The organism is Deinococcus fonticola, from assembly GCF_004634215.1.
In the GTDB taxonomy this organism is placed as follows: Bacteria; Deinococcota; Deinococci; order Deinococcales; family Deinococcaceae; genus Deinococcus; species Deinococcus fonticola.
Map to the genome: position 1 here is coordinate 34,186 of NZ_SMMH01000011.1, position 20,852 is coordinate 55,037.

Annotated in this window: 22 protein-coding genes and 2 tRNA genes; 15 read left to right on the plus strand and 9 right to left on the minus strand. The window is 66.7% G+C overall.

Going from position 1 to position 20,852, the window contains the following annotated elements:
- The first annotated feature begins 49 nt into the window (after positions 1 to 49).
- Positions 50 to 1,267 (plus strand): serine hydroxymethyltransferase, encoded by a 1,218-nt coding sequence (glyA, locus tag E5Z01_RS08180; RefSeq protein ID WP_135228917.1) that lies wholly within the window; start codon positions 50 to 52, stop codon positions 1,265 to 1,267.
- 95 nt (positions 1,268 to 1,362) lie between these two features.
- Here the strand turns inward: glyA and E5Z01_RS08185 are convergent, their stop codons facing one another.
- Positions 1,363 to 5,052: an ATP-binding protein gene (locus tag E5Z01_RS08185; protein WP_135228918.1), complete on the minus strand. Its 3,690-nt coding sequence runs from the start codon at positions 5,050 to 5,052 to the stop codon at positions 1,363 to 1,365.
- 64 nt (positions 5,053 to 5,116) lie between these two features.
- Positions 5,117 to 5,434 carry a hypothetical protein gene (locus E5Z01_RS08190; protein WP_119764918.1) on the minus strand — a complete coding sequence of 106 codons (318 nt, stop codon included), beginning with the start codon at positions 5,432 to 5,434 and terminating at the stop codon, positions 5,117 to 5,119.
- A gap of 23 nt (positions 5,435 to 5,457) precedes the next feature.
- On the opposite strand from E5Z01_RS08190, the gene E5Z01_RS08195 reads away from it, so the two are divergent.
- The 4 genes from E5Z01_RS08195 (at position 5,458) to E5Z01_RS08210 (ending at position 9,087) form a co-directional block, all read left to right on the plus strand.
- Positions 5,458 to 5,694 carry a hypothetical protein gene (locus tag E5Z01_RS08195; protein WP_135228919.1) on the plus strand — a complete coding sequence of 79 codons (237 nt, stop codon included), beginning with the start codon at positions 5,458 to 5,460 and terminating at the stop codon, positions 5,692 to 5,694.
- Between the two features lie 69 nt (positions 5,695 to 5,763).
- On the plus strand, positions 5,764 to 6,372 hold the full coding sequence (locus tag E5Z01_RS08200; protein ID WP_135228920.1) for a hypothetical protein: 609 nt from the start codon (positions 5,764 to 5,766) through the stop codon (positions 6,370 to 6,372).
- Between the two features lie 87 nt (positions 6,373 to 6,459).
- Positions 6,460 to 7,881 (plus strand): threonine synthase, encoded by a 1,422-nt coding sequence (thrC, locus tag E5Z01_RS08205; protein ID WP_135228921.1) that lies wholly within the window; start codon positions 6,460 to 6,462, stop codon positions 7,879 to 7,881.
- Between the two features lie 60 nt (positions 7,882 to 7,941).
- Complete coding sequence (locus E5Z01_RS08210; RefSeq protein WP_170311954.1) at positions 7,942 to 9,087, plus strand: aminotransferase class V-fold PLP-dependent enzyme; 1,146 nt, start codon at positions 7,942 to 7,944, stop codon at positions 9,085 to 9,087.
- Positions 9,088 to 9,111: 24 nt separating this feature from the next.
- Here E5Z01_RS08210 and E5Z01_RS08215 read toward each other — a convergent pair whose 3' ends face one another.
- The 4 genes from E5Z01_RS08215 to E5Z01_RS08230 all read right to left on the minus strand — a co-directional run bounded on the left by E5Z01_RS08215 (position 9,112) and on the right by E5Z01_RS08230 (position 12,793).
- Positions 9,112 to 9,714, minus strand: coding sequence for a response regulator transcription factor (locus E5Z01_RS08215; protein ID WP_119764910.1), 603 nt, complete (start codon positions 9,712 to 9,714; stop codon positions 9,112 to 9,114).
- Entirely contained in the window at positions 9,711 to 10,856 is a 1,146-nt protein-coding gene (locus E5Z01_RS08220; protein WP_167757828.1) for a sensor histidine kinase, read from the minus strand. Before E5Z01_RS08220 ends, E5Z01_RS08215 begins: the two co-directional genes overlap by 4 nt.
- A 179-nt stretch (positions 10,857 to 11,035) precedes the next feature.
- Positions 11,036 to 11,842 (minus strand): ABC transporter permease, encoded by an 807-nt coding sequence (locus E5Z01_RS08225; protein ID WP_135228922.1) that lies wholly within the window; start codon positions 11,840 to 11,842, stop codon positions 11,036 to 11,038.
- A 63-nt stretch (positions 11,843 to 11,905) separates the two neighbouring features.
- A complete protein-coding gene (locus E5Z01_RS08230; protein WP_135228923.1) occupies positions 11,906 to 12,793 on the minus strand; it encodes an ABC transporter ATP-binding protein in 888 nt (295 codons plus the stop codon).
- A 222-nt stretch (positions 12,794 to 13,015) separates the two neighbouring features.
- On the opposite strand from E5Z01_RS08230, the gene E5Z01_RS19460 reads away from it, so the two are divergent.
- The 6 genes from E5Z01_RS19460 (at position 13,016) to E5Z01_RS08260 (ending at position 15,532) form a co-directional block, all read left to right on the plus strand.
- Positions 13,016 to 13,216, plus strand: coding sequence for a hypothetical protein (locus E5Z01_RS19460; protein ID WP_167757829.1), 201 nt, complete (start codon positions 13,016 to 13,018; stop codon positions 13,214 to 13,216).
- Positions 13,217 to 13,369: 153 nt separating this feature from the next.
- Positions 13,370 to 13,747, plus strand: coding sequence for a hypothetical protein (locus tag E5Z01_RS08240; protein ID WP_135228925.1), 378 nt, complete (start codon positions 13,370 to 13,372; stop codon positions 13,745 to 13,747).
- 170 nt (positions 13,748 to 13,917) lie between these two features.
- Positions 13,918 to 14,517: a single-stranded DNA-binding protein gene (locus tag E5Z01_RS08245; RefSeq protein WP_119764901.1), complete on the plus strand. Its 600-nt coding sequence runs from the start codon at positions 13,918 to 13,920 to the stop codon at positions 14,515 to 14,517.
- Positions 14,518 to 14,524: 7 nt separating this feature from the next.
- Complete coding sequence (locus E5Z01_RS08250; protein ID WP_119764899.1) at positions 14,525 to 15,298, plus strand: metallophosphoesterase family protein; 774 nt, start codon at positions 14,525 to 14,527, stop codon at positions 15,296 to 15,298.
- A gap of 64 nt (positions 15,299 to 15,362) precedes the next feature.
- Positions 15,363 to 15,438 (plus strand) — tRNA-Asp (locus E5Z01_RS08255).
- An 18-nt stretch (positions 15,439 to 15,456) separates the two neighbouring features.
- Positions 15,457 to 15,532 (plus strand) — tRNA-Phe (locus E5Z01_RS08260).
- Between the two features lie 139 nt (positions 15,533 to 15,671).
- Here E5Z01_RS08260 and dcd read toward each other — a convergent pair.
- Complete coding sequence (dcd, locus tag E5Z01_RS08265) at positions 15,672 to 16,235, minus strand: dCTP deaminase (RefSeq protein ID WP_119764897.1); 564 nt, start codon at positions 16,233 to 16,235, stop codon at positions 15,672 to 15,674.
- Positions 16,236 to 16,386: 151 nt separating this feature from the next.
- Between dcd and E5Z01_RS08270 the strand changes: the two genes are divergently transcribed.
- Entirely contained in the window at positions 16,387 to 16,656 is a 270-nt protein-coding gene (locus tag E5Z01_RS08270) for a hypothetical protein (RefSeq protein ID WP_135228926.1), read from the plus strand.
- Between the two features lie 50 nt (positions 16,657 to 16,706).
- A complete protein-coding gene (locus E5Z01_RS08275; RefSeq protein ID WP_135228927.1) occupies positions 16,707 to 17,435 on the plus strand; it encodes a metallophosphoesterase family protein in 729 nt (242 codons plus the stop codon).
- 31 nt (positions 17,436 to 17,466) lie between these two features.
- On the opposite strand, the gene E5Z01_RS08280 is transcribed toward E5Z01_RS08275, so the two are convergent.
- Complete coding sequence (locus E5Z01_RS08280; protein WP_135228928.1) at positions 17,467 to 17,799, minus strand: hypothetical protein; 333 nt, start codon at positions 17,797 to 17,799, stop codon at positions 17,467 to 17,469.
- Here E5Z01_RS08280 and E5Z01_RS08285 point away from each other — a divergent pair.
- A complete protein-coding gene (locus tag E5Z01_RS08285) occupies positions 17,794 to 18,351 on the plus strand; it encodes a hypothetical protein (RefSeq protein ID WP_135228929.1) in 558 nt (185 codons plus the stop codon). The two genes, E5Z01_RS08280 and E5Z01_RS08285, sit on opposite strands and share 6 nt — an antisense overlap.
- A gap of 177 nt (positions 18,352 to 18,528) precedes the next feature.
- Here the strand turns inward: E5Z01_RS08285 and lepA are convergent, their stop codons facing one another.
- Positions 18,529 to 20,340, minus strand: coding sequence for a translation elongation factor 4 (gene lepA, locus E5Z01_RS08290; protein WP_135228930.1), 1,812 nt, complete (start codon positions 20,338 to 20,340; stop codon positions 18,529 to 18,531).
- A gap of 67 nt (positions 20,341 to 20,407) precedes the next feature.
- Between lepA and E5Z01_RS08295 the strand changes: the two genes are divergently transcribed.
- Positions 20,408 to 20,824: a hypothetical protein gene (locus E5Z01_RS08295; RefSeq protein WP_135228931.1), complete on the plus strand. Its 417-nt coding sequence runs from the start codon at positions 20,408 to 20,410 to the stop codon at positions 20,822 to 20,824.
- Positions 20,825 to 20,852: the final 28 nt, after the last annotated feature.

Here is a 20,852-nt window from a genome sequence, read left to right on the forward strand (position 1 = left end):
CTCAGACACGGGGCCAATCGCGCCGGCGGTGGATGTTACCGTGGTTCTCATGACCACCGCCGACAAGACCCGCGACACGGCCCTGTTTGACCTGATTGGGCAAGAAGCCCAGCGCCAGCGCCAGGGGCTAGAACTGATCGCTTCCGAGAACTTCACCAGTGCCGCCGTGCGCGAAGCCCAGGGCAGCGTCCTGACCAACAAGTACGCCGAGGGCTACCCCGGCAAACGCTGGTACGGCGGCTGCGAGGTGGTGGACATGGTCGAGCAACTCGCCATCGACCGCGTCAAGGAACTGTTCGGGGCACAGTGGGCCAACGTGCAGCCGCACAGCGGCAGCAGCGCCAACCTGGCGGTGTACAACGCCCTGGTCGAGCCGGGGGCCACCGTGCTGGGCATGGACCTTTCGCACGGCGGGCACCTGACGCACGGCAACAAGGCCAATTTCAGCGGCATGCGCTACAACGTGGTGGGCTACAAGGTGAACGAGGCCACCGAGCGTATCGACATGGACGAGGTGCGCCGCCTGGCCCACGAGCACCAGCCCCGGATGATCATCGCGGGGGCCAGCGCCTACAGCCGCAGCATCGATTTTGCGGCCTTCCGGGAAATTGCCGACGAGGTGGGCGCCCTGCTGTTCGCGGACATCGCGCACATCGCGGGCCTGATCGCGGCCGGCGTGCACCCCAATGCCCTGCCGCACGCACACGTGGTCGCCAGCACCACCCACAAGACCCTGCGCGGCCCGCGCGGCGGCATCATCCTGACCAACGACCCCGAAATTGCCAAGCAGCTGGACCGCACGGTATTTCCTGGGTATCAGGGCGGCCCCCTCGAGCACGTCATCGCTGCCAAGGCGGTGGCCTTCGGCGAGGCGCTGCAACCCGAATTCAAGGTGTACGCCCAGCAGGTCATCCGCAACGCCCAGGCGCTGGCGCAGGCTTTCCAGGACAGGGGCTACCGGATCGTGTCCGGCGGCACCGACAACCACCTGTTCCTGCTCGACCTGCGCCCCCAGGGCCTGAACGGTACGAAAGCGACCAAACTGCTCGACCCGAACCACATCACCATCTCCAAATCCACCCTGCCCTACGACACCGAGAAGACCATTCACGGCGGCGGCATTCGCCTCGGCACGGCGGCCGTCACCACACGCGGCCTGACCGAAAAGGACATGCCCAACATTGCCGACCTGATCGACCGCGCCCTGAAGGGCCAGGACGTGAAAGAAGAAGTGCACGGCTGGATGGGCGGCTTCCCGCTGCCCTGAGCGCCGGATGACCGGGGGCCAGTCAGGTGACGCACCGGCTGGCCCTTTTTACTGCCGCGAACTGATCCTGTTGCGTGGCAGCAATCTTCTTATTCTTACGCCTTGGCCTCGAGCAGGGTAAAGAAGAAAGTGGTGCCCTGCCCCGGCAGGCTGTCGAGCCAGAGGGTGCCGCCGTGCCGCTCCACGATGCGCCGCGCGATGGACAGGCCGATGCCGCTGCCCTCGTACTCTCCCCGGTGGTGCAGCCGCTGGAAAATCGTGAAGATCCGTCCGAAGTGCTCGGGGGCAATCCCGATACCGTTGTCCTGCACCCGGAATTCGATCAGGTGGCCTTCGCGCCGGGCGCTGACCTGCACCAGGGCCGGGCGCTCCGGCGAGGTGAATTTCAGGGCATTGCCGATCAGGTTCTGGAACAGTTGCCGCACCTGCGTGCCGTCCGCCTGCACGTCGGGCAAGTCACCCACCTGCACGCGGCCAGTCCCGAGTTGCACGCTCAGGTCATGCACGACCTGTTCCAGCACCCTGGCGGTGTTCACGCGCGTGGGTTCGCGGCCCTGGGTGGCCACCCGCGAGAACTCCAGCAGGTCCTGAATGAGCCTGGACATGCGGCCCGTGCCTTCCATGATGAACTGCGCGTAGCGCTCGGCGCGCGGATCCGTCACGTCCAGGCGCCTCAGCAGCAGCTGCGTGAAACTGGTGACGGTGCGCAGCGGCTCCTGAAGGTCGTGGCTGGCGACGTAGGCAAACTGCTCGAGTTCCTGGTTGCTGCGTTCCAGTTCCTGGGTGCGGCGGCGCAGCGCCATGACCCCCTGCGCACCTTCCAGGGCCAGTTCCAGGGCACGCACCACCGTTTCCAGCACCGCCCGGTCGCTGGCCGACCAGGTGTGCGCCTCGAACAGGCCCAGCGCCAGGACGCCGTGAACGTCGCCATCCACGCGCACGGGCAGGGCCGCGGTGGCCCCCACCTGCTGCACCTGCTCCCCCAGGCTGTCGCTGCGCTGGTCGTAGGTGTCCTGGTAGGTGGGCTGGCGCGTTTCGTAGGGCACGCGCAGGGTGTTCAGGGTGTCGTAGGGCAGCCCGGCATCCACGGTGGCCTGCAACTGCGGGTTGCGGCGTTCCCCGGTGCGGGCCTTCGAGTGCCAGACTCCACCCTGCACCTCGAAGTAATCGGCGTAACCGGGCGGCGTGAGGGACAGCATCACCTGCTGCGCCCGGTTAATCAGGGCGTAAGGGTCACTCTGAAAGTCGATGTCGCGCGTCAGTTCCGCAAAGGCCTCCAGGGCGCGGGTGCGGGCGGCCAGTTCGGCGTTCTGCTGGCGCAGATGCTGGGCGGCGGCGCTGCGTTCCAGGGCCAGCCCCAGGCTGCGCGAGGTGGCGCGAATAATGGCCTGTTCGCGCTCGGTCCAGCTGACCGCGTGCGCCGTGCCCACGGCCAGCAGGCCGCGCGCCTCGCCGTGCACGAAGTAAGGGTGAAAGGCCGCCGCCCCATACTCTGCTGCCCCATAGTCTGCCACACTGTCCTGTGCTGCCCCGTCCCCCGATGTGCCGTCCCCTGCCGCTTCCGCCAGCCCTTCGCGGCCAGGGGCCCAGTCGGACACGAACAGCGTCTGCCGGGCCTCGGCAGCGCGGGCAAAACTGGGGGTCTGCACCGGCACCCCCCTCTGGAAACCGTCCCACAGGGCGCGGGGCAGGCCGGGCGAGCAGACCTTGGCCCGCCAGTGCCCGCCTTCCAGGTCGAAGTACGCCACGCTGACCGGCCCCAGCGTGGCCCGCAGTACGTCCACGGCGCGGCGGGCCAGGGCGTACACGTCCGTCTCGTCGGCCACCGCCTCGGTAAAGCGCGCGAAGGCGTCCAGGCCGGCGCGTTCGGCCTCCAGCCGGCGGGTCTTCTCGACGCGCTCGATGGCGCTGCCCAGGCTGCCGGCCACGCTTTCCAGCACGGCCTTGTCGGCCCGCCGCCAGTGCCGCCCCTGATTCAACCCGAAAGCGAAGATGCCGCGGACCTGCCCGGCCACCCGCATGGGAATGGTGGCCGTGCTCTGAAGTTGCCCCACCGTGTCGCTGCCCAGGTTGTCCTGGCGGGCGTCGTAAGCGTCCTGGTAGTACGGCTGGCGGCTGCGCCAGGGAATCAGGAGGTTCTGGGTGTCGTCGAAAGGCAGGCCGGCGTCGAGCAGGGCCTGCAAGTCCGGGTTGCCCACGCTGCCCACCTGGGATTTCAGCCGCCACAGCCGCCCACGGAGCGGGTCATGTTCCGGCTCGTAGTACACCGCGAAGCCCTGGGGCAGCAGCGACTGCGCCAGTTCCTGCGCCCGCCGGATCAGGGCGTACACGTCCCCGTCGAGCGCCAGGTCACGCGTCAGTTCGGTGAAGCCCTCCAGGGCGCGGGTGCGGGCCTCGAGTTCAGTGTTCTGCCACTCCAGGCGCTGGGTGGCCGCCGCGCGTTCCAGCGCCAGCCCCAGGCTGCGGCCCACTCCGCGCACGGTCGCGCGTTCCCCCTCGGTCCAGGCGTGCGGGCCGCGCGTGCCCACCACCAGCAGCCCGGGCGGGTCGCGGCGGCTCAGGGCCAGCAGCGCCGCCGCGCCGTAGATGTGCGCCGCCTCCAGCGGGGACGCGCCGCCACTCCAGGTGTCGGTAAAGACCACCTCCGGGCTGCCCAGGGCCACCTCGAAACTGCGGGTGTCCTGCGGCAGCCCCCGCTGCAACTCTTTCAGGGCGCTGTCCGGCACGTCCGGCGACCCCACCCTGGCCTTCCACAGCCCGCCTTCCAGCTCGAAGTACATCACGCTGGTCTGCGGCAGGGTGCCGTGCAGCACCTCGGCGGCCCGCCGCGCCAGCATCAGCGGGTCGGTTTCGGTGCCGGTGGCCTCCACGAACGCCACGAAAGCGTCCTGCGCCAGCACGTGCTGGGCCAGCAACTCGCTGCCCTGCTGCAACTGCTGTTCCAGGGTGCTGCTGTACGCCCGCAGGCTGCGCTCGTGGGCGCGCTGGGGCCGCAAGTCCTGCACGTACCCCACCACGTACTGCGCCTGCGTGTCGTGGTAGCGCACCAGGTTCACGCCGACCGGCAGGCGCTCGCCCTGGCGGGTCAGCATCTCTTTCTCGTAAAAGCCCGAGCTGCCGTGCTGGAACGCCCGCTCGAACGCCGCCGCGTCCCCCGGCAGGTACTCGGGCGGGGTCAGGTGTGCCCAGTCGATGCGGCCCGCCTCAAAGTCGGCGCGTGTGAAATCCAGCATGCTCAGGTAAGCGTCGTTCACCTGGATCAGCTGCCCCCCCAGGTCACCCACCGCGATGCCGATGGGGCTGGCCTCTACCAGCCGGTCGAACCGGGCCGCCTGCATTTCGGGCAGGGTCTCGGGCTGGCATGTGTCCCGGCAGGCCAGGGCACACGCCAGCGCCAGGGTTTGCAGGAAAGCCCGCTCCTGGGCGGTGACTGGTTGCTCCTCAGGAAACCGGAAGGCCAGCACGCCCAGCAGCGGGTCGGCCCCAGGAAGCGGCAACACCAGCGTGTCCGCTGGCCACTCGCCTTCCTTCGGCAGGATGTCCGGCCAGCGGAAAGAGGTGTCCTGAGGAACTGCCGCCGCCAGCCGCCCCTCGTCGGCGCTGACCCCATGGGTACCGGGCAGGTACGCCGCTCCGCTCTGCGCCGCTGTGCCGCGCAGGGCCGCCTGCAAGGTGACCCACGCCGCCTCGCCTGGCCCCCCGGCGCGGGTCAGTTGGGCTAGGACGTCAGGCAGGGAAGGCGGCAGGGGGGCGTCAGGCAGCATGGGTCGGTTGCCGGCCATCATAGCGGCTCTGCACCCGGCGTCACGGTCAGACCCAGCCTGGTCTCACGCCAGGTTTCTTCAGCCTTTACAGCACGGCGTCCAGCCCGCTGAGGCATTCCTCGGCGATGGCGCGGGCGAGGGGATCGCGGGTGGTGCGGGCGTAACTGACGCCCTGTTGCAGGTGGTGCTGCCCGCCCGCCTCGTCCCCGATGAGGTGCAGGGTCTGGTAGATGGCCAGGTGAACGTGCGCCAGCAGGATGTCGCGCGTGCGCTCGGGCGGCAGCGCGCGCAGCAAGTCCAGGGCGTCGTGGTAGATGTTCATGGCCTTGCGGGTCTCGCCCTCCACCGCCCACTCGCGCCCCAGTTGCAGGTCACGGGCGGCCGTCAGGAAAGCGGGTCTCATGCCGGAAAGTGTAGCGTGTGGGCATGGAAGGGTGGCTCGGAGCGGTGATCCTGATGTGCAGTGGCCTGGGCTGGGGGCGGCAGGTCTCGGCGCAGGGCGTGACCCTGCCTCCCCTGCTGCTGAGCATCGTCGCCAGCGGACTGGGCCTGGGGCTGTGCATTCAGGCGGCCGCCCGTGGACACGACCTGCCGCTGGCCCTGGGAGCCACCGGGGCGCTGGGCCTGGCCACGCTCATGGCCTTAAAACCAGGGAGAGACTAAGCGCCGTCTGCCACGCGGGCCGGCTCGTGTCAGGCCTTTGCGATGAATGCCTGGCGATAATCGGATGTCATGGCTGAACTGTGGATTTTTGGGCTTCTGGCGCTGCCGATGCTCGCACTGGGGTTCTTCCTGCTGTGGTTTGGCGGATACACCCTCTGGGCCTATCTTTTCGGTGGTCAGGTCAACGACCCTTACCAGTGGCCCGAAGTGAAGGGCAACGTTATGGACTACGACGTGGAGCGTGAATATCGTGGCAACCGGATCGCCCTGCACCGTGGAACGCATACGGAACTGGTAAATGTAAAGGTGACGGTTCAACTGCCTGACGGTGCGCTCGCTCAGGTGAATCCGCCGGAATTGTGGCAAATGAAGGTCGTGCAGCCCGAGGGCCTGAATTTCAGGGCGTTCATGAGGCAAGTGGACGAACTGGCGCTGGCTCAGGCGAAGCGCACGCTTCCAGTCGGCAGCCAGATCACGGTGGCCAGTGCACAGGCCGCAGGAAGTCGCTTCTCTGCAAGCACTGGGAGACGCTGGACAGCGGCTTTCTCGAAGGGAAGCAGCGCCTCCAGACCGGTGGCGATTTTTGCCATGCTGATGTTTAGCGGGGTTGGGATAGGGCTGCTGGCCGTCTCAGCCCTGATGATCTGGGGCGCTTTTGCCAGTCAGCAGGGTCATTGATGCGGCCGGGTGGCGGGCTGCCCCAGAGCATTGAACTGCCCTAGTCACTCGGGGTGGGCTGTGGGCTGAAATCGCTAGAGTGACGGCATGAAGTACGTGTCCACGCGCGGTGCGGCCAATCTGGGTCAGTTCTCGGAGGTGCTGCTGATGGGCCTGGCCCCGGACGGCGGGCTGGCGATGCCCGAGCATCTTCCCACCTTCAGCCCGCAGGAGCTGGAGGACTTGCGCCACCTGAAATACGCCGACCTGGCCTTTGCGGTGATGCGCCCGTTCATCACGGACATTCCCGAGGCGGACTTGCGCCGCCTGCTGCGCGAAACCTACCGCCCGGAAGTGTTTCACAGTCCGGACATCACGCCCGTGACGCCACTGGGGAACTCGGGGCTGTTTCTGCTGGAACTGTCGAACGGCCCCTCGCTGGCCTTCAAGGACATGGCCATGCAGTTTCTGGGGCAGGTGTTCGAGTACGTGCTGGAGCAGCGTGACGAATACCTGAACATCCTGGGCGCGACCTCCGGGGACACCGGCAGCGCCGCCGAGTACGCCATGCTGAATAAGCCGCGCGTGAACGTGTTCATGCTCTCGCCGCACGGGCGCATGAGCGCCTTTCAGCAGGCGCAGATGTTCAGCCTCCAGGAGCCGAACATCTTCAACATCGCGGTCGAAGGCGTGTTCGACGACTGCCAGGATCTGGTGAAGGCCGTCAATGCCGACGCCGGATTCAAGGCGACCTACCGCATCGGCGCGGTGAACTCCATCAACTGGGCGCGGGTGCTGGCGCAGGCGGTGTACTACTTCAGGGCCTACTTCGCGCTAGACCTGCCTGCCGGAGCCGAGGTGGACTTCTGCGTTCCCAGCGGCAATTTCGGCAACGTGTTTGCCGGGTATCTGGCAAAAAAGATGGGCCTGCCGGTGGGCCAACTGGTGGTCGCCAGCAACGAGAACGACGTGCTGTACGAATTTTTCACTACCGGCGCGTACCATGTGCGGCCCGGCGAGCAGGTGGCGAAAACCTCCAGCCCCAGCATGGACATCGGCAAGGCCAGCAACTTCGAGCGTTACCTGTACCTGATCGCGGGCGAAAGCGGCGAGCAGGTGGCGGGGTGGTGGCAGGCGGTCGGGCGCGGCGAAGTGGTGAACCTGGGTGGAACGCCCCACTGGGACGCCGTGCAGGCCAGCGGCTTCGTGGCCGGGCGCAGCACCCACGCCGACCGGCTGCGTACCATAGAGCACGTCGACGGGCAGTACGGGCGCCTGATCGATCCGCACACCGCCGACGGCGTGCTGGTGGGGCAGCACTTTCAGCGCCCCGGCGTGCCGATGGTGTGCCTGGAAACCGCGCTGCCCGCCAAATTCGAGGAAACCGTGCTGGAAGCCGTGGGACGCCGGCCGGAGCGTCCCGAACGTTTCCGGGACATCGAGCAACAAGGGCGTCACGGCGTGGTGCTGCCCAACGACGTGCAGGCGCTAAAAACGTATATTCGGGAGCAACTCGAGCAGAAAATCTGAGGCGCCCGCCCCGGCTTGTCCACTCGCCCCGTCTCATTCTCACCCGCAAGGAGCCAAGCCATGCCCGCACTGCGCCCAGACATGCGCCCCGACATCGACCCTGACGGCCTGCTGGAGTACTCGGTCGTCTACACGGACCGCTCGCTGAACCACATGTCCGCTGTGTTTAAGCAGGTGATGCGCGACCTCTCGGCCGACCTGAAGGCGGTGTACCACGCCGACGCGCTCGCCATCGTGCCGGGTTCCGGCACCTTCGGCATGGAAGCGGTGGTAAACCAGCTGGCGCAGGGCGAACACTGTGTGGTGATTCGCAACGGCTGGTTCAGTTACCGCTGGACGCAGATTTTCGAACGTTCCCGCGTGCCGGGGTCGACCACCGTGCTGATCGCGCAGCATCAGGAAAGCCAGACCAGCCCGTTCGTGCCCTTTCCCATCGAGGACGCCGTGGCGACCATCCGGCGCGAACGGCCCGCGCTGGTGTTCGCGCCGCACGTGGAAACCTCGGCGGGCCTGATCCTGCCTGAAGATTACCTCCGGGCGCTGGCGGACGCCGTGCACGAGGTCGGGGGGCTGCTGGTCATTGACTGCATCGCCTCCGGGTGCGTGTGGCTGGACATGCAGGCGCTGGGCATCGACGTGCTGCTGACCGCGCCGCAGAAGGGCTGGAGCAGCACCCCGTGCGCCGGCATCGTGCTGCTCAGCGCGCGGGCGCTGGAGCGCGTAAACGCCACCGAGTCCGTGAGCTTCAGCCTCGACCTGAAGAAGTGGCGCGCCGTCATGCAGGCCTACGAAGAAGGCGGGGCGGCTTACCACGCCACCATGCCCACCGACGGGCTGCGGCAGTTCCGGGACACCATCCGGGAGGTGCAGGCCTTTGGACTGGAGAACGCGAAAAAAGCCCAGTGGGCACTGGGGCAACGGGTGCGCACCCTGCTGAGGGACGCCGGGTTCCACAGCGTGGCCGCCCCCGGATTCGAGGCCCCCGGCGTGGTCGTGTGCTACACGGACCGGGACGACCTGCACACCGGGAAGGCCTTCGCGCAGGTCGGGGTGCAGATCGCCGCCGGGGTGCCCCTGAAGTGCGACGAACCCGCCGGGTTCAAGACCTTCCGGGTCGGCTTATTCGGCCTGGACAAGCTGAGGGACGTGGACGCCGCCGCAGAGCGCTTCGGGCAGGCGCTGCGGCAGGTGCTGGCCGCCCGTTAAACACTGCGCCTCTAGATATTAGGCCTAAAGCCAGCCTTTTTCGCGGGCACTGCGGGCCGCCTCCACGCGGGTCTGCGCGCCGAGCTTGCTGATGGCCTCGGACAGGTAATTGCGGACGGTGCCCTCCGAGAGGTGCAGCTGCGCGGCGATGACGGCGGTGCTGGCTCCACCCTCGGCCTGGCGCAGCACCTGGCGTTCGCGCTCGGTAAGGGGGTCTTGCTCCCCCCAGGCCTCGGCGGCCAGGTGCGGGTCGATGGCCCGCCCGCCCGCGTGTACCCGACGAATGGCCTCCGCGAGTTCGGATGCCGGCGCGTCTTTCAGCAGGTAGCCGCTTGCGCCCACGTCCAGCGCGCGGCGCAGGTAGCCGGCCCGCCCGAAGGTGGTCACGATGATGACGCGCACGCCGGCCCCCTCTTCCTTCACTTTCGCCGCCAGGTCAAGGCCGGAGAGTTTCGGCATTTCGATGTCGGTCACCAGCACGTCCGGCCGCAACTCGCGCACCCGGCTCAGGGCCGCCTCGCCGTCTGGCGCGGTGCCCACCACCTCCAGGTCGCCTTCCAGCGACAGCAGCGCCGACAGGGCCCCCAGCACCAGGGCCTGATCCTCGGCCAGTACCACGCGAATCAGGAGAACACCTTCCGGTCGGCCAGCGTGCCTTCTGCCAGCGTGGGCGCGGCCCGCTCCTCCGCCGGGAAATGCGCGCTCAGGCGCGTGCCCTGCCGTCCGTCGCGTTCCAGCGTGCCGCCAATAGCCCGCAGGCGTTCGCGCATGCTGTTCAGGCCGGTGCCCTCGGGTGCATCGCCGCCAATTCCGTTGTCGTGGATGGTCAGGGTGTGCCCGGCCGGCGTGCGGGTCAGGCTGACCCGAACCTCGCTGGCCTTCGCGTGCCGGACGATGTTCGTCACGGCCTCGCGCAGCAGCATGGCGGCGGTGGGTTCGGCCATGCCGGGCAGCTCAGGCAGCGAATCCATGACCTCCAGTTTAACCCCGGCGGCGTCCAGCGCGACCTTGGCGCGGGCCAGCTCGGCCCCGAAGCCGCTGCCCCGGTAACCGCGCACGGCGCTGCGCACTTCCTGCAAGGCCCCGCGCGAAATGCGCTCGACTTCGCGGATTTCCTCGGCGGCTCTGGCCGGGTCGACGGCCGCGAGTTTGCCGGCCAGTTCGCTTTTCAGCACGATCACGCTGAGGGTGTGGCCCAGCAGGTCATGCAGGTCGCGGGCGATGCGTTCGCGTTCGGCGTCGGCGGCCAGCCGCTCCTTTTCCTGCTGCACCTGCGCCAGTTTGCGCCGCGCCGCCAGGCTGGTGTAACCGGCATAATTGCCGTAAGCGGCCACCGGAATGAAGACGGTGAACAGGTAATCGCCCAGTTGCCCGTGGATGACCTGAATCATGACCAGCATCAGCAGGACGTTGATGCCCGCCCCCAGCAGCGCCACGCTCCCCCGGCGCTGCCAGCCGATCAGGCTCGCGCCGTAGATCAGGAAACTGAGCGAGGAAGGCCCGTACAGCCACCAGCCCAGCGCCCACAGGCCCGCCCCGGCCAGCCAGCCCGCGTAGGCCCAGCGGTCGTCGGGCCTGTCCAGCAGGAAGGTGCGCGCGTACACCAGCGAGAAGGCCAGCAGGCTGCCCCAGAACAGCAGCGTGTGCGGCAGCGGGCGGGGCTGGGCGGCAAACGCCTGAATGGGATAGATCATCCAGATCAGCCAGATCAGCGGGAAAAGGTCCCAGAAGTGCGGTCTGCGGAAGGGGCGTGGGGTGGCATGGGTCATGGTTCCTCCGCAGGGGAAAAGGGGCGCACCTCAATGATGCACCCCGCCCGGGGTGAGAAGCCTCGCGTTTGTTCCGTGCTGCCTGTGGCAGAGCGCCGGAGGGCTCACTTCAGGTCCGGGTTGTTCCTGTTCGCTCGACCCTTCCCAGTGATTTCCTCACGGAGGGGCCGGAAGGCTTCTTACTGTTCGCGGCTTTCGTCTTTCCTGAAGCCCCACACCGCCAGCGCCCCGAAGACCAGTGTGAAGGCGGCCAGCGCCAGCCAGTGCGCGGCCTGGCTGGCGTGGCCGGGCAACAGCGTGCCACCTACCAGCTGGCTGAGGTGATAGGCAGGCAGGAAGGGCGCGAGCTGCTGCACGAAGCGGGGCAACTCCTCCAGGGGCACGAACAGCCCCGACGCGAAAGACATGATCACGGCCACGATCTGCGCGGTAATCTGCGCCGCCTGTGGGTTCGCCAGAAAGCCCACCGCCAGGCCCATAGCGATCAGGGCGATCATGCCCAGCAGGAGTTTGACGAGCACCGTCAGAGCGAGGCCCAGCGGCAGCGTCACCCCGCCCGCGAAGTGCGCGAAGGCGTACAGGGCGCCCAGGGCCATGGCACTGAACAGCAGCGCCGCCACAACCTTGGCCGTGAAGTACAGCAGCGTCGGCAGCGGCGAGGCCCGCAGCAGCCGCAGCCAGCCGCCGGTACGCTCGGCCGCGACCGCCGACCCGAACGAGAACATCGCCAGCGACAGCAGCGAGTACGCCCCGAAATTCACCAGGATAAGCTGGCCGACATTCACGCCGGACGCCGTGACCTCCCGGATATTCGGCAATCCGAACAGCCCGAAGAACAGGATGGGAAACCCGATGGTGCCCAGCGCGAACATGGGGTTCCGGAACATGCGCCGCAGTTCGGCGCGCACCAGTTGCCCCAGCGCGGGCAGCAGGGGCGTGCGGCGGGTGGAAGTGGGGGCAGGCAGGGACAGGGTGGGCGTGGTCATGGGGCCTCCTTTACGGGTGAGGAAAAACAGGGGGAAAAGTGTTCTTGGCTTTCAAAGGGGTGGTCACGCGGTCAGGCTCAGGAAGGCGTCTTCCAGGCTGGCGCGGCTGACTTCCAGTTCGGTGAAGGGCGATTGGCGGCGGTACAGTTCGCCCAGCAGGCTTTCGGGGGTGCGCGTGCGCAGGTCGGCCCGGCCGTGGGCGTCCACCTCGGCGCGCTCTACCCCAGGCAGCCGTTGCAATTCGGCCAGCACCAGATCGGATTTGAACTGCACTCTGGCCCCGCCCACCTGGGCACGCAGCTGCTCGGGGGTACCGTCGGCCAGCACCTGACCGGCGTTCATGACGACCACGCGGTCGGCGCTGCGCTGCGCTTCCTCCAGGTAATGCGTGGTCAACAGGATGGTGCGCCCGGAGGCCCTGAGCACCTGCATGGCGTCCCAGAAAGCCAGGCGGCTGCCCGCGTCCATGCCGGTGGTGGGTTCGTCGATCAGCAGAATCTCGGGGTTGCCCACCACCGCCAGCGCAAAAGCCAGGCGGCGTTTTTGCCCGCCCGAGAGTGCCCCGGCCCGCCGGTTCGCCGCGCCCTGCAAGTCCGTGAGCTTCAGCACTTCGTCCACCGCGAGCGGCGCGGGGTAGAAGCTGGCGAACAGGGCGGCGGCCTCGCGCACCGTCAGGGCCTGCGGAATGGCGCTTTCCTGCGGCATCGAGCCGATGCGGGCGCGGACGGTGTCCTGACGGGGGTCGGCGCCCAGCACCCGCACCTGCCCCCGTGTGGGCGCGGCCAGGCCCAGCATCAGGGAAATGGCGGTGGTCTTGCCGGCCCCGTTCGGCCCCAGCAGCGCCGTAAGTTCCCCGGCCCGGATGTGCAGGTTCAGGCCGTCCAGGGCAGTGACCCTTTTGCTGCCTGCCCCAAAGGTCTTGCTCACTTCTTGCAGTTCGATGCCGTTCATAACGCCATCTTCTCGCCTGACTCTACCGGGGCGTAGTGGCGGCTGTCAGGCGGCGCAGATGACAGATGTCATATGGTTCTGGGTTTTACTCCGCGTTGTCCAGAACCGTATTGTCTCCTCCTCACAACTGGCCCGAAAGAATGGGATGGTTCTCCATTACTCAGAGCTGTAGCAGCCGTTCCTTCTCATACGTCATAAGCTCAGGCGGCAACATGCCGGCACATGGCCGCCCTTGTCTTCACCCTGATTTTTGCGCTGCCCCTGCTGGCACTGGGCGCTTTTCTGGTCTGGCTCAGCAGCGCCAGCTTACGAAGCTACCTGTTCGGCGGCCCGCGCGATGACCCTTTTCAATGGCCGGAAGTGCCTGGAACCGTGCTGGCTCACCGGGTCGATCCCGAATACCGGGGAACCGCATCGACGTGACGCGTGGCCCCAACGTAGAGAACGTGCAAGTCTAGAGCAGTTCTCCGAATTCCGTCATACGTGGAAGGGCACCCCGTATGACTCCATTCTCCGCTCTGCTCATCTAAATTCACTCGCTTCGCTCGGACAAAAGGTGCTTCGTTCTTTTGTCAAATGCTCTACATCACCGTACGCTTGCCGGAAGGTCAGCAGGCCGAACTGATTCCGGCCGAACTGGCCAATATGCCCGTGTGGCAACCGCTCCATATGGACTTCGGCACCTTCATGCGTGAAGTAGACTCGCTGGCCCTCGCTCAGGCGCAGCAGACCCTCCCGGTCGGAAGCACTGTCAAGGTGCAGACCGACCCGGCGCGGCGCGGTTTCAAGGGCCGCAGCGGAATCCACTGGACTTCCGCCTCAGACCGGCATGCCACGGCGTCCAAACCACTTTCTCTTCTGGTCATGCTGTTCCTGCTCGGCTTCGGGGTCTTCATGCTGCTGCTCAGCGGTGCGATGCTGTGGGCTTCCACGTCAGGCGCGCTCTCCAGGTAAACCCCGCTTCTTTTTGTCGGGGAAACACCAGAGCAGTTCTCCGAATGATGTCAGGCGTGAAAGGGCACCCTATCCGACTTGTTTCTTCGTCCTGCTCGTCTCCATTCATCCGCGCTGCTCGGCCAGAAAGCCCTTCGTTCTTTTGTCGAATGTTCTAGACTGCTGTGCATATGGCTGACCTTGACCGCGTTCGTGAAGCCCTGCGTGCCAGCATGACCGCCTGGGCCACGCTGGAAGTGCGGGGCGATCAGGCCCGCGTGAACCCCGCCCCCGACCTCGACACGCTGGCCGCGCACCTGGAACGCGTGGACGACGCCTGGGGCATCGAGTGGGCGTGTGACAGTGTGCAGCCCTTCGTGGTGCGCGCCAAACTCACGGTGTCCGGTATGACCCGCGAGGGCCTGGCCAGCGCCCCCACCCTGGGCGACGCGAAACTCGCGGCCCTTGCGGAGGTGGCGCGCGTGTACGGCGTATCTCCCACCGGCGAAGGCCACTGGGTCGAGTACGACCCCGACGACGGCCCCAACACCACGCACCTGGACGAGGACGCCGAACCCGCTCCGCCTCCCCGCGCCATGCCCCTGCCGCCCGAGCCGCCCCGTGACCCGCAGATGGAAAAAGCCCGCCGGCACATTGAAGACCTGCTGGAGCAACTCAAGGCGGCCGGCAAAGGCGGGGAGGCCGCCCGCATCCTGATGCGCGGGTACGGGGAAACGCTGGACGAAAGCCGCACCATCTACAAGGAACTTCAGGCCATCCTGAAGGGGTGAGGTACGCGTGCACAAGTTCATCTGCATCGGAGACGTTCACGCCGACTTCCCCACCATGTGGGAGGCGCTGCGGGCCGCGAGTTGCATCGACGCCCAGGGGCTGGCCACCCCCCCAGTGCAAAGCGGCGCGTACCAGGTGATTCTCATCGGTGACCTGGTGCATCCCAAAAGCGCCCAGGCGTATACGCGCCTGACCGGCCTGCGTCCCTTCGATTCGGGCGACCAGGAGCACCTGCTGATCGCCGCCCGCGAGCAGATCAAGGAGCTGGAAAAACTGTGCACCTACCAGCGCTCCGCGCCGCACGCCATCCACATCCTGCTGGGCAACCACGACGACAACATTCTGAACCCACACCTGATCCTGGGCACTTCAGGGGGCATCAAACACGTGGAATTCGACCCGCGCCGGGGCGGCGTGCATCTGCCCGCGCACCTGCGCGAGTGGATGCAGACCTTTCCCAGAGACATTCGGATCGGGACGCTGCAATTCACGCACGTCTCGCCCCTGCCCGGCCACCAGCACTACGACGACCTGTTCTACAGCGACCGCAGCCCCAAACGCTGGTTCAGGGATACCCCCGAATACGTGGATATGGCCGGCCTGAGCTTCGGCGTGTACGGCCACACCCAGGTGGACGACGGCATCCTGATTCACCGCGACGAGCAGGATCGGCCCCGCTTTGCCGTCATTGACGCCCTGCACACCCGACAGTACCTGGAACTTATTCACGACGAGGGACAGCAGAGCAGCCTCCGGGGCATTCAGGCCGTGCCCTTCTGAAGTTGACAAGCGAGCGGGGCGCAGCTATCCTTAACCCCGCTGCTTTTTTGCAGTGCACCAGCAAGGTCCGGTAGTGTAGCGGTTAGCATATCTGCCTGTCACGCAGAAGGTCGCGGGTTCAAATCCCGTCCGGACCGCCAACGTTCCCCCGGGAACACGGCTAGGTAGCTCAGCTGGTAGAGCAAACGACTGAAAATCGTTGGGTCGCCGGTTCAAGTCCGGCCCTGGCCACCAAGCGAAAAAAATCCCCGTCATTGGCGGGGATCTTTTCTTTGCTTTTCAGAGTTGAGCCGGAGCCGGGCGAAGCGCAGCGACCTTCCATCCGTAGGCCGCTGCGCTTCACCGGCTTCTGTGCCGGCGCTGTGACCGCTGCTTACAGGCGCGGCAGGGTCACGCCGGTCTGTCCCTGGTACTTGCCCTGGCGGGCCCCGTAAGTCACTTCCGGTTTCTCGCCTTCAAAAAACAGCAGTTGCACGCAGCCCTCGAAGGCGTACATTTTGGCCGGGAGGGGCGTGGTGTTGCTGAATTCCAGCGTGACGTGGCCTTCCCAGCCGGGTTCCAGCGGCGTGACGTTGGCTACGATGCCGCAGCGGGCGTAGGTGGATTTGCCGAGGGCCACGACCATGACGGTGTCGGGGATTTTCAGGTACTCGTAACTGCGGGCCAGCACGAAGCTGTTGGGCGGAATGATGATTTCGGGAGCGGTCAGGTCGATGAAGGCGCGTTCGTCGAAGGCCTTGGGGTCGACGATGGTATTCCCGTGCGCGTTCGTGAAGACTTTCCACTCGTCGGCGCAGCGCAGGTCGTAGCCGAAGCTGGACAGGCCATAGCTGATCACGTGCTGGTTCTCGGCCGTGCGAATCAGGCGGTCTTCAAAGGGGTCGATCATGCCCTCCTGGGCCAGTTCGCGGATTCGCCAGTCGGGCAGGATACTCACGAGGTTCATTGTACGGCGTGGCCCCGCACCGGGCGCCGGGCACGCGCGGCAGCCAGGGCCTTCCCGACTTCACTGGACAATCTGACCGCACGCGCAGGGTCTTTCCTGTAGCATCTTGCTTGGATTCTCAACCTGACCGGAGGTAACTGGAATGACGCTGGTAGTTGATGTATTTCCCCAGGCGAAAACCATTTTGCAGTCCACCCACGCAACCGACATCAGTTGCACGTGGTGCCGCAAGATCACGGCCTTATGCAATGGCGAGCGTACCCTGGGCGAGGTGGCGCGCCTGCTGTGCCTGCCGATGCCGGTTGTGCAAAAGCTCACCGACAAGGCCCTGCGCCGGGGCTGGCTGCGCCCGCAGCTGCAAGCGCCGGAGGAGCCGCTGGAAACATCACCAGAGGGGTTTGAGATCGATTGAAGGGCGGCCCGGTGGCATCTGGGGCGCGGTGACGTGAGGGCAGCGGTGACATGAGGGTCGCCATCCTCTCGGACACGCACGGCAACGCCTTTGCGCTGGAGGCGGTGCTGCGCGACATTCGACAGGCCAGCCCGGACGTGACCATCAACCTGGGCGACCAGATCGAGGGCAGCGCCGATCCGGGCCGCGCCGCTGCCCTTCAGGCCAGTCTGAACGCCGTGGAAGTGCGCGGAAACAACGAGGAGAAGCTGTGGGCGGGCGGCCGCCGCAGCCCCCTGAGCCGCGAGATCGGGGCGTGGCTCGATAACCAGGTCAGCGCCCAAGCGCGGGCGCGTCTGGCGGCCCTGCCCCTGAGCGCGCGGGTCGAGGGAGGCATTTTCGCGTGTCACGGGACGCCCCAGAGTGCCTGGGACAGCCTGCTGTGGATGTGGGATCAGGGCGGGTACTACCGCGCCCGCGCCCCGCGTGAGCTGCGGCAGCTGGTCGAGCCGCTGGCGGCGCAGGTGGTGGTCTGCGGGCACACCCACCGCCCGGGCGCGACCCGCGTGGGCGACACCCTGGTGGTCAACAGTGGCGCCGTCAGTGGCCAGGTCGACGGTGACCCGCGTGCCCGCTGGACGCTGCTGGAACGGCGCGGGGGTCACTGGAGCGCCGATTTTCGCGCCGCCAGCTACGACATCGAGGCGGCTGTGGCCTGGTCCGTGAAGCACTCGCCTTTTGGCGAATTCGAGGCTGGGCTGCTGCGCTCGGGCGAGATGAGCGGCCGGGGCACTTCCTGAGCGGCCAGGCCCGGCCGCGCCAGCCGCACCGTCAGTATTCTTCCAGCAGGCGCTGCATCTCGTGCTGGCCGCGCAGCAGGTCAAGCACCCCTTCACGGTACAGGCCAGTCAGCATCAGGGCGGCTTCCTCCAGGGGATAGTTCAGGCGTTCGATGATCTTCTGCATGCTGGTTTCCCCGTTCAGGTGCTTCAGGAACAGGTTGGCGCGGATGCTGGCGGGCGGCTGGCGGTGTTCGGTGGCAGGTTTGAGCCGGGCCACGATCATGGGCAGGCCGGCAATGGCGCTGGGTTCCAGCAGGCCGTGCTGAACGAGGTGCTGGGCGGCGTTGCGGGCTTCACCGGGCGCCAGCGCGCTGAGTTGCATGACGCGGGCCAGGGTGCGGCGGCCATTGAACCAGCGCAGCAGTTCTCAGGAGGCGCGGCACAGGTTCACGGGCCGGTCGTGCTGGGCCAGGCGCAGGATGGCGTGGTCGGGCAGCGCGCCCTGCGGGTGGCGTTCCAGGGTATTCAGGGCGTGCAGGGTCAGGTGAACGTGGGGGGCCGGCAGCGGGCCCTGCGGGCGAAAGGAGTAGAAGGTGGGCGCGTCCCGGCACAGTTCGTCCAGGGCTCCCTGCGCCTGCCGGGTCAGGGCCTCCTACAACTGCGCTTCGCTGAGGTAACCCCCTTGCAGCAGGCTCTGGCCCAGCGGGCCGGGCTGGGCCAGGGCGCCGGCCAGTTGCGTTTCGCTCAGCCCGCCCTGCACCAGCAGTTGCCCCAGTGGCCGGTGACCCTCAACGGCGGAAATAGCGCCCGCATGCAGATGAATTTTCAGGCGGCTGGGAAAGGCCATCAGGCGGCCCGTCCAGCCCTCGAACAGGGGCTTTTGCAGGGCTTCCAGGATGGTTGCGGCAGTAAAATCCTGCGCTGGAACGCCTGATCTGGTGGGAAGGGTCGGAGAAAGCACGGGCCGATTGTGGGTGGAAACTGTCAAGCCGGCATCTGTCAAAAAGTAGGCATTTTTTGCGCCGGCGCGTGAAAAATTTCATTCCGTACTGGCTGTCTGGGAGTGCCTTTGGAGCCAGGATCACCCTTACCGGGTCTTCCCCGACCCGGGTTATTCCTCGGTGCTGAGTACCGCCAGGAACGCCTCCTGCGGCACCTCCACCGTCCCGAACTGCTTCATGCGGGCGCGGCCCTTCTTCTGCTTGTCCAGCAGCTTCTTCTTGCGGCTGATGTCCCCGCCGTAACACTTGGCGAGCACGTCCTTGCGGTAGGCCTTCACGGTCGCGCGGGCAATGATCTTCGCGCCGATCACGGCCTGCACCGGCACCGGGAACATCTGCCGGGGAATCACCTCGGCCATCTTGTCCACGATCTTGCGGCCCAGCGAGTACGTCTTGGTGTCGTGCACGATCACGGCCAGCGCATCGATCACCTCGTTGTTCACCATGATGTCCACCTTGCGCAGGTCGCCCTCGCGGTACCCGATCTGCTCGTAGTCCATGCTGGCGTACCCGCGCGAGATGCTCTTCAGGCGGTCGTGGAAGTCGTACAGGATCTCCGCGAACGGCACCTCGTAGATCAGCTCCACGCGCCCATGCTGCCCCAGGTAGTTCATGGTCTCCATCACGCCCCGGCGCTCCTGAAGAAGTTGCATGACCGTGCCCACGTACGTTTCGGGCAGCATGACGTGCAGCTTGATGTACGGCTCCTCGATCAGGGTGATGCGGTCGCGGGTGGGGAACTCGGCCGGGTTCTGCGTCTCGAACACCTCACCGTTCGTCAGGGTCACGCGGTACACCACGGCCGGCGCGGTGGCGATCAGGTCCAGGTCGTACTCGCGCTCCAGGCGCTCCTGAATGATCTCGGCGTGCAGCAGGCCCAGGAAGCCGCAGCGGAAGCCGAAGCCCAGCGCCTCAGAGGTTTCCGGCTCGAAGGAGAAGGCCGCGTCGTTCAGCTTCAGCTTCTCCAGCGCCTCGCGCAGTTTGCGGTAGTCCTCGGTGTCGGTGGGGTACAGGCCCGAGAACACCACCGGCTGCGCCGGCTTGAAGCCCGGGAAGGGCTCGGCGGTGGGGTGTTCGCGGCTGGTGAGGGTGTCGCCCACCTGCGCGTCGTGAATGTCCTTGATGCCGGCCGCCACCCAGCCCACGCTGCCCGCGATCAGGGAGTCGCCCACGACCAGCCCGGGGCTGAAGGTGCCGACCTTGTCCACGTCGAAGTCCTTGCCGTTGCTGAACATCCGGATGGCGTCCTTGGGCTTCAGGGTGCCTTCCAGCACGCGGACGAACAGGATCACGCCCTGGTAGGCGTCGTAGAAGGAGTCGAAGATCAGGGCCTTGAGCGGCGCGTCCGGGTCGCCGGTGGGCGGCGGGATGTGCTTCACGACCGCCTCCAGGATTTCCGGCACGCCCTGCCCGGTCTTCCCGGACGCGAACACAGCGCCGTCGGCGGGAATCCCGATCACTTCCTCCAGTTCCCGGGCAGCGCCTTCCGGGTCGGCGGCGGGCAGGTCGATCTTGTTGATGACCGGCACGATTTCCAGGTTGTTGTCGATGGCGAGGTACGCGTTCACGATGGTCTGCGCCTCGACGCCCTGCGAAGCGTCCACCAGCAGCAGCACGCCCTCGCACGCCGCCAGCGACCGCGAGACCTCGTAGTTGAAGTCCACGTGTCCGGGCGTGTCGATCAGGTTGAACACGTACCGTTCGCCGCCCTCCTGCACGTATTCCAGGCGGATGGGGGTGGACTTGATGGTGATGCCCCGCTCACGTTCGAGTTCCAGCGTGTCGAGGGTCTGGTCGCGCTTGTCGCGCTCGCCCATCGCGCCGAGCTTCTCCAGAATCCGGTCAGCGAGGGTGGACTTGCCGTGATCCACGTGGGCAATGATTGAAAAGTTCCTGATGTGTGCGGTGCGCGGATCGGTCACAAAGGAGAGTCTACCCCGTTTGCGCTTTACGGTTTGTGCCGCCCCGCCCGCCCAGTTACGCTGAAGCATGACCACCTTCGCCTGTCCGGTTGCGGTGCTGGCCCTGCTGGGAACGCTGAGGACCCAGGCCGTGAACATGCCCCTGGCCTCGCCTGCGCCGGGTTCGGCCGCGCGCCAGGCCATTCTGAACGCCGTGCGTGGCCCCGTCGAGCGATCTTTTGGCGGTCAGCACGTGATGTTCAAGGTCAACGACTTGCAGGTGGGCGGCGGCTGGGCGTTCCTGGCGGCGCGGCCCATGACGCCCGCGCAACGTTACCTGAGTGACCCGCGAACCGGGGCGCCAGAGGTGTGGGCCGTCCTGCACCAGCAGCGCGGGGGGTGGAAAGTGCTGCGCTGGGCCATGCCGACCGACGTGATTTCCCTGGCGTGGGAACAGGCGTTGCCGCAGGTGCCGGGAAACCTGTGGCCGCACCACCGCTGGTGACAAAACCTGGGAAAAGGAGATGCTGGTA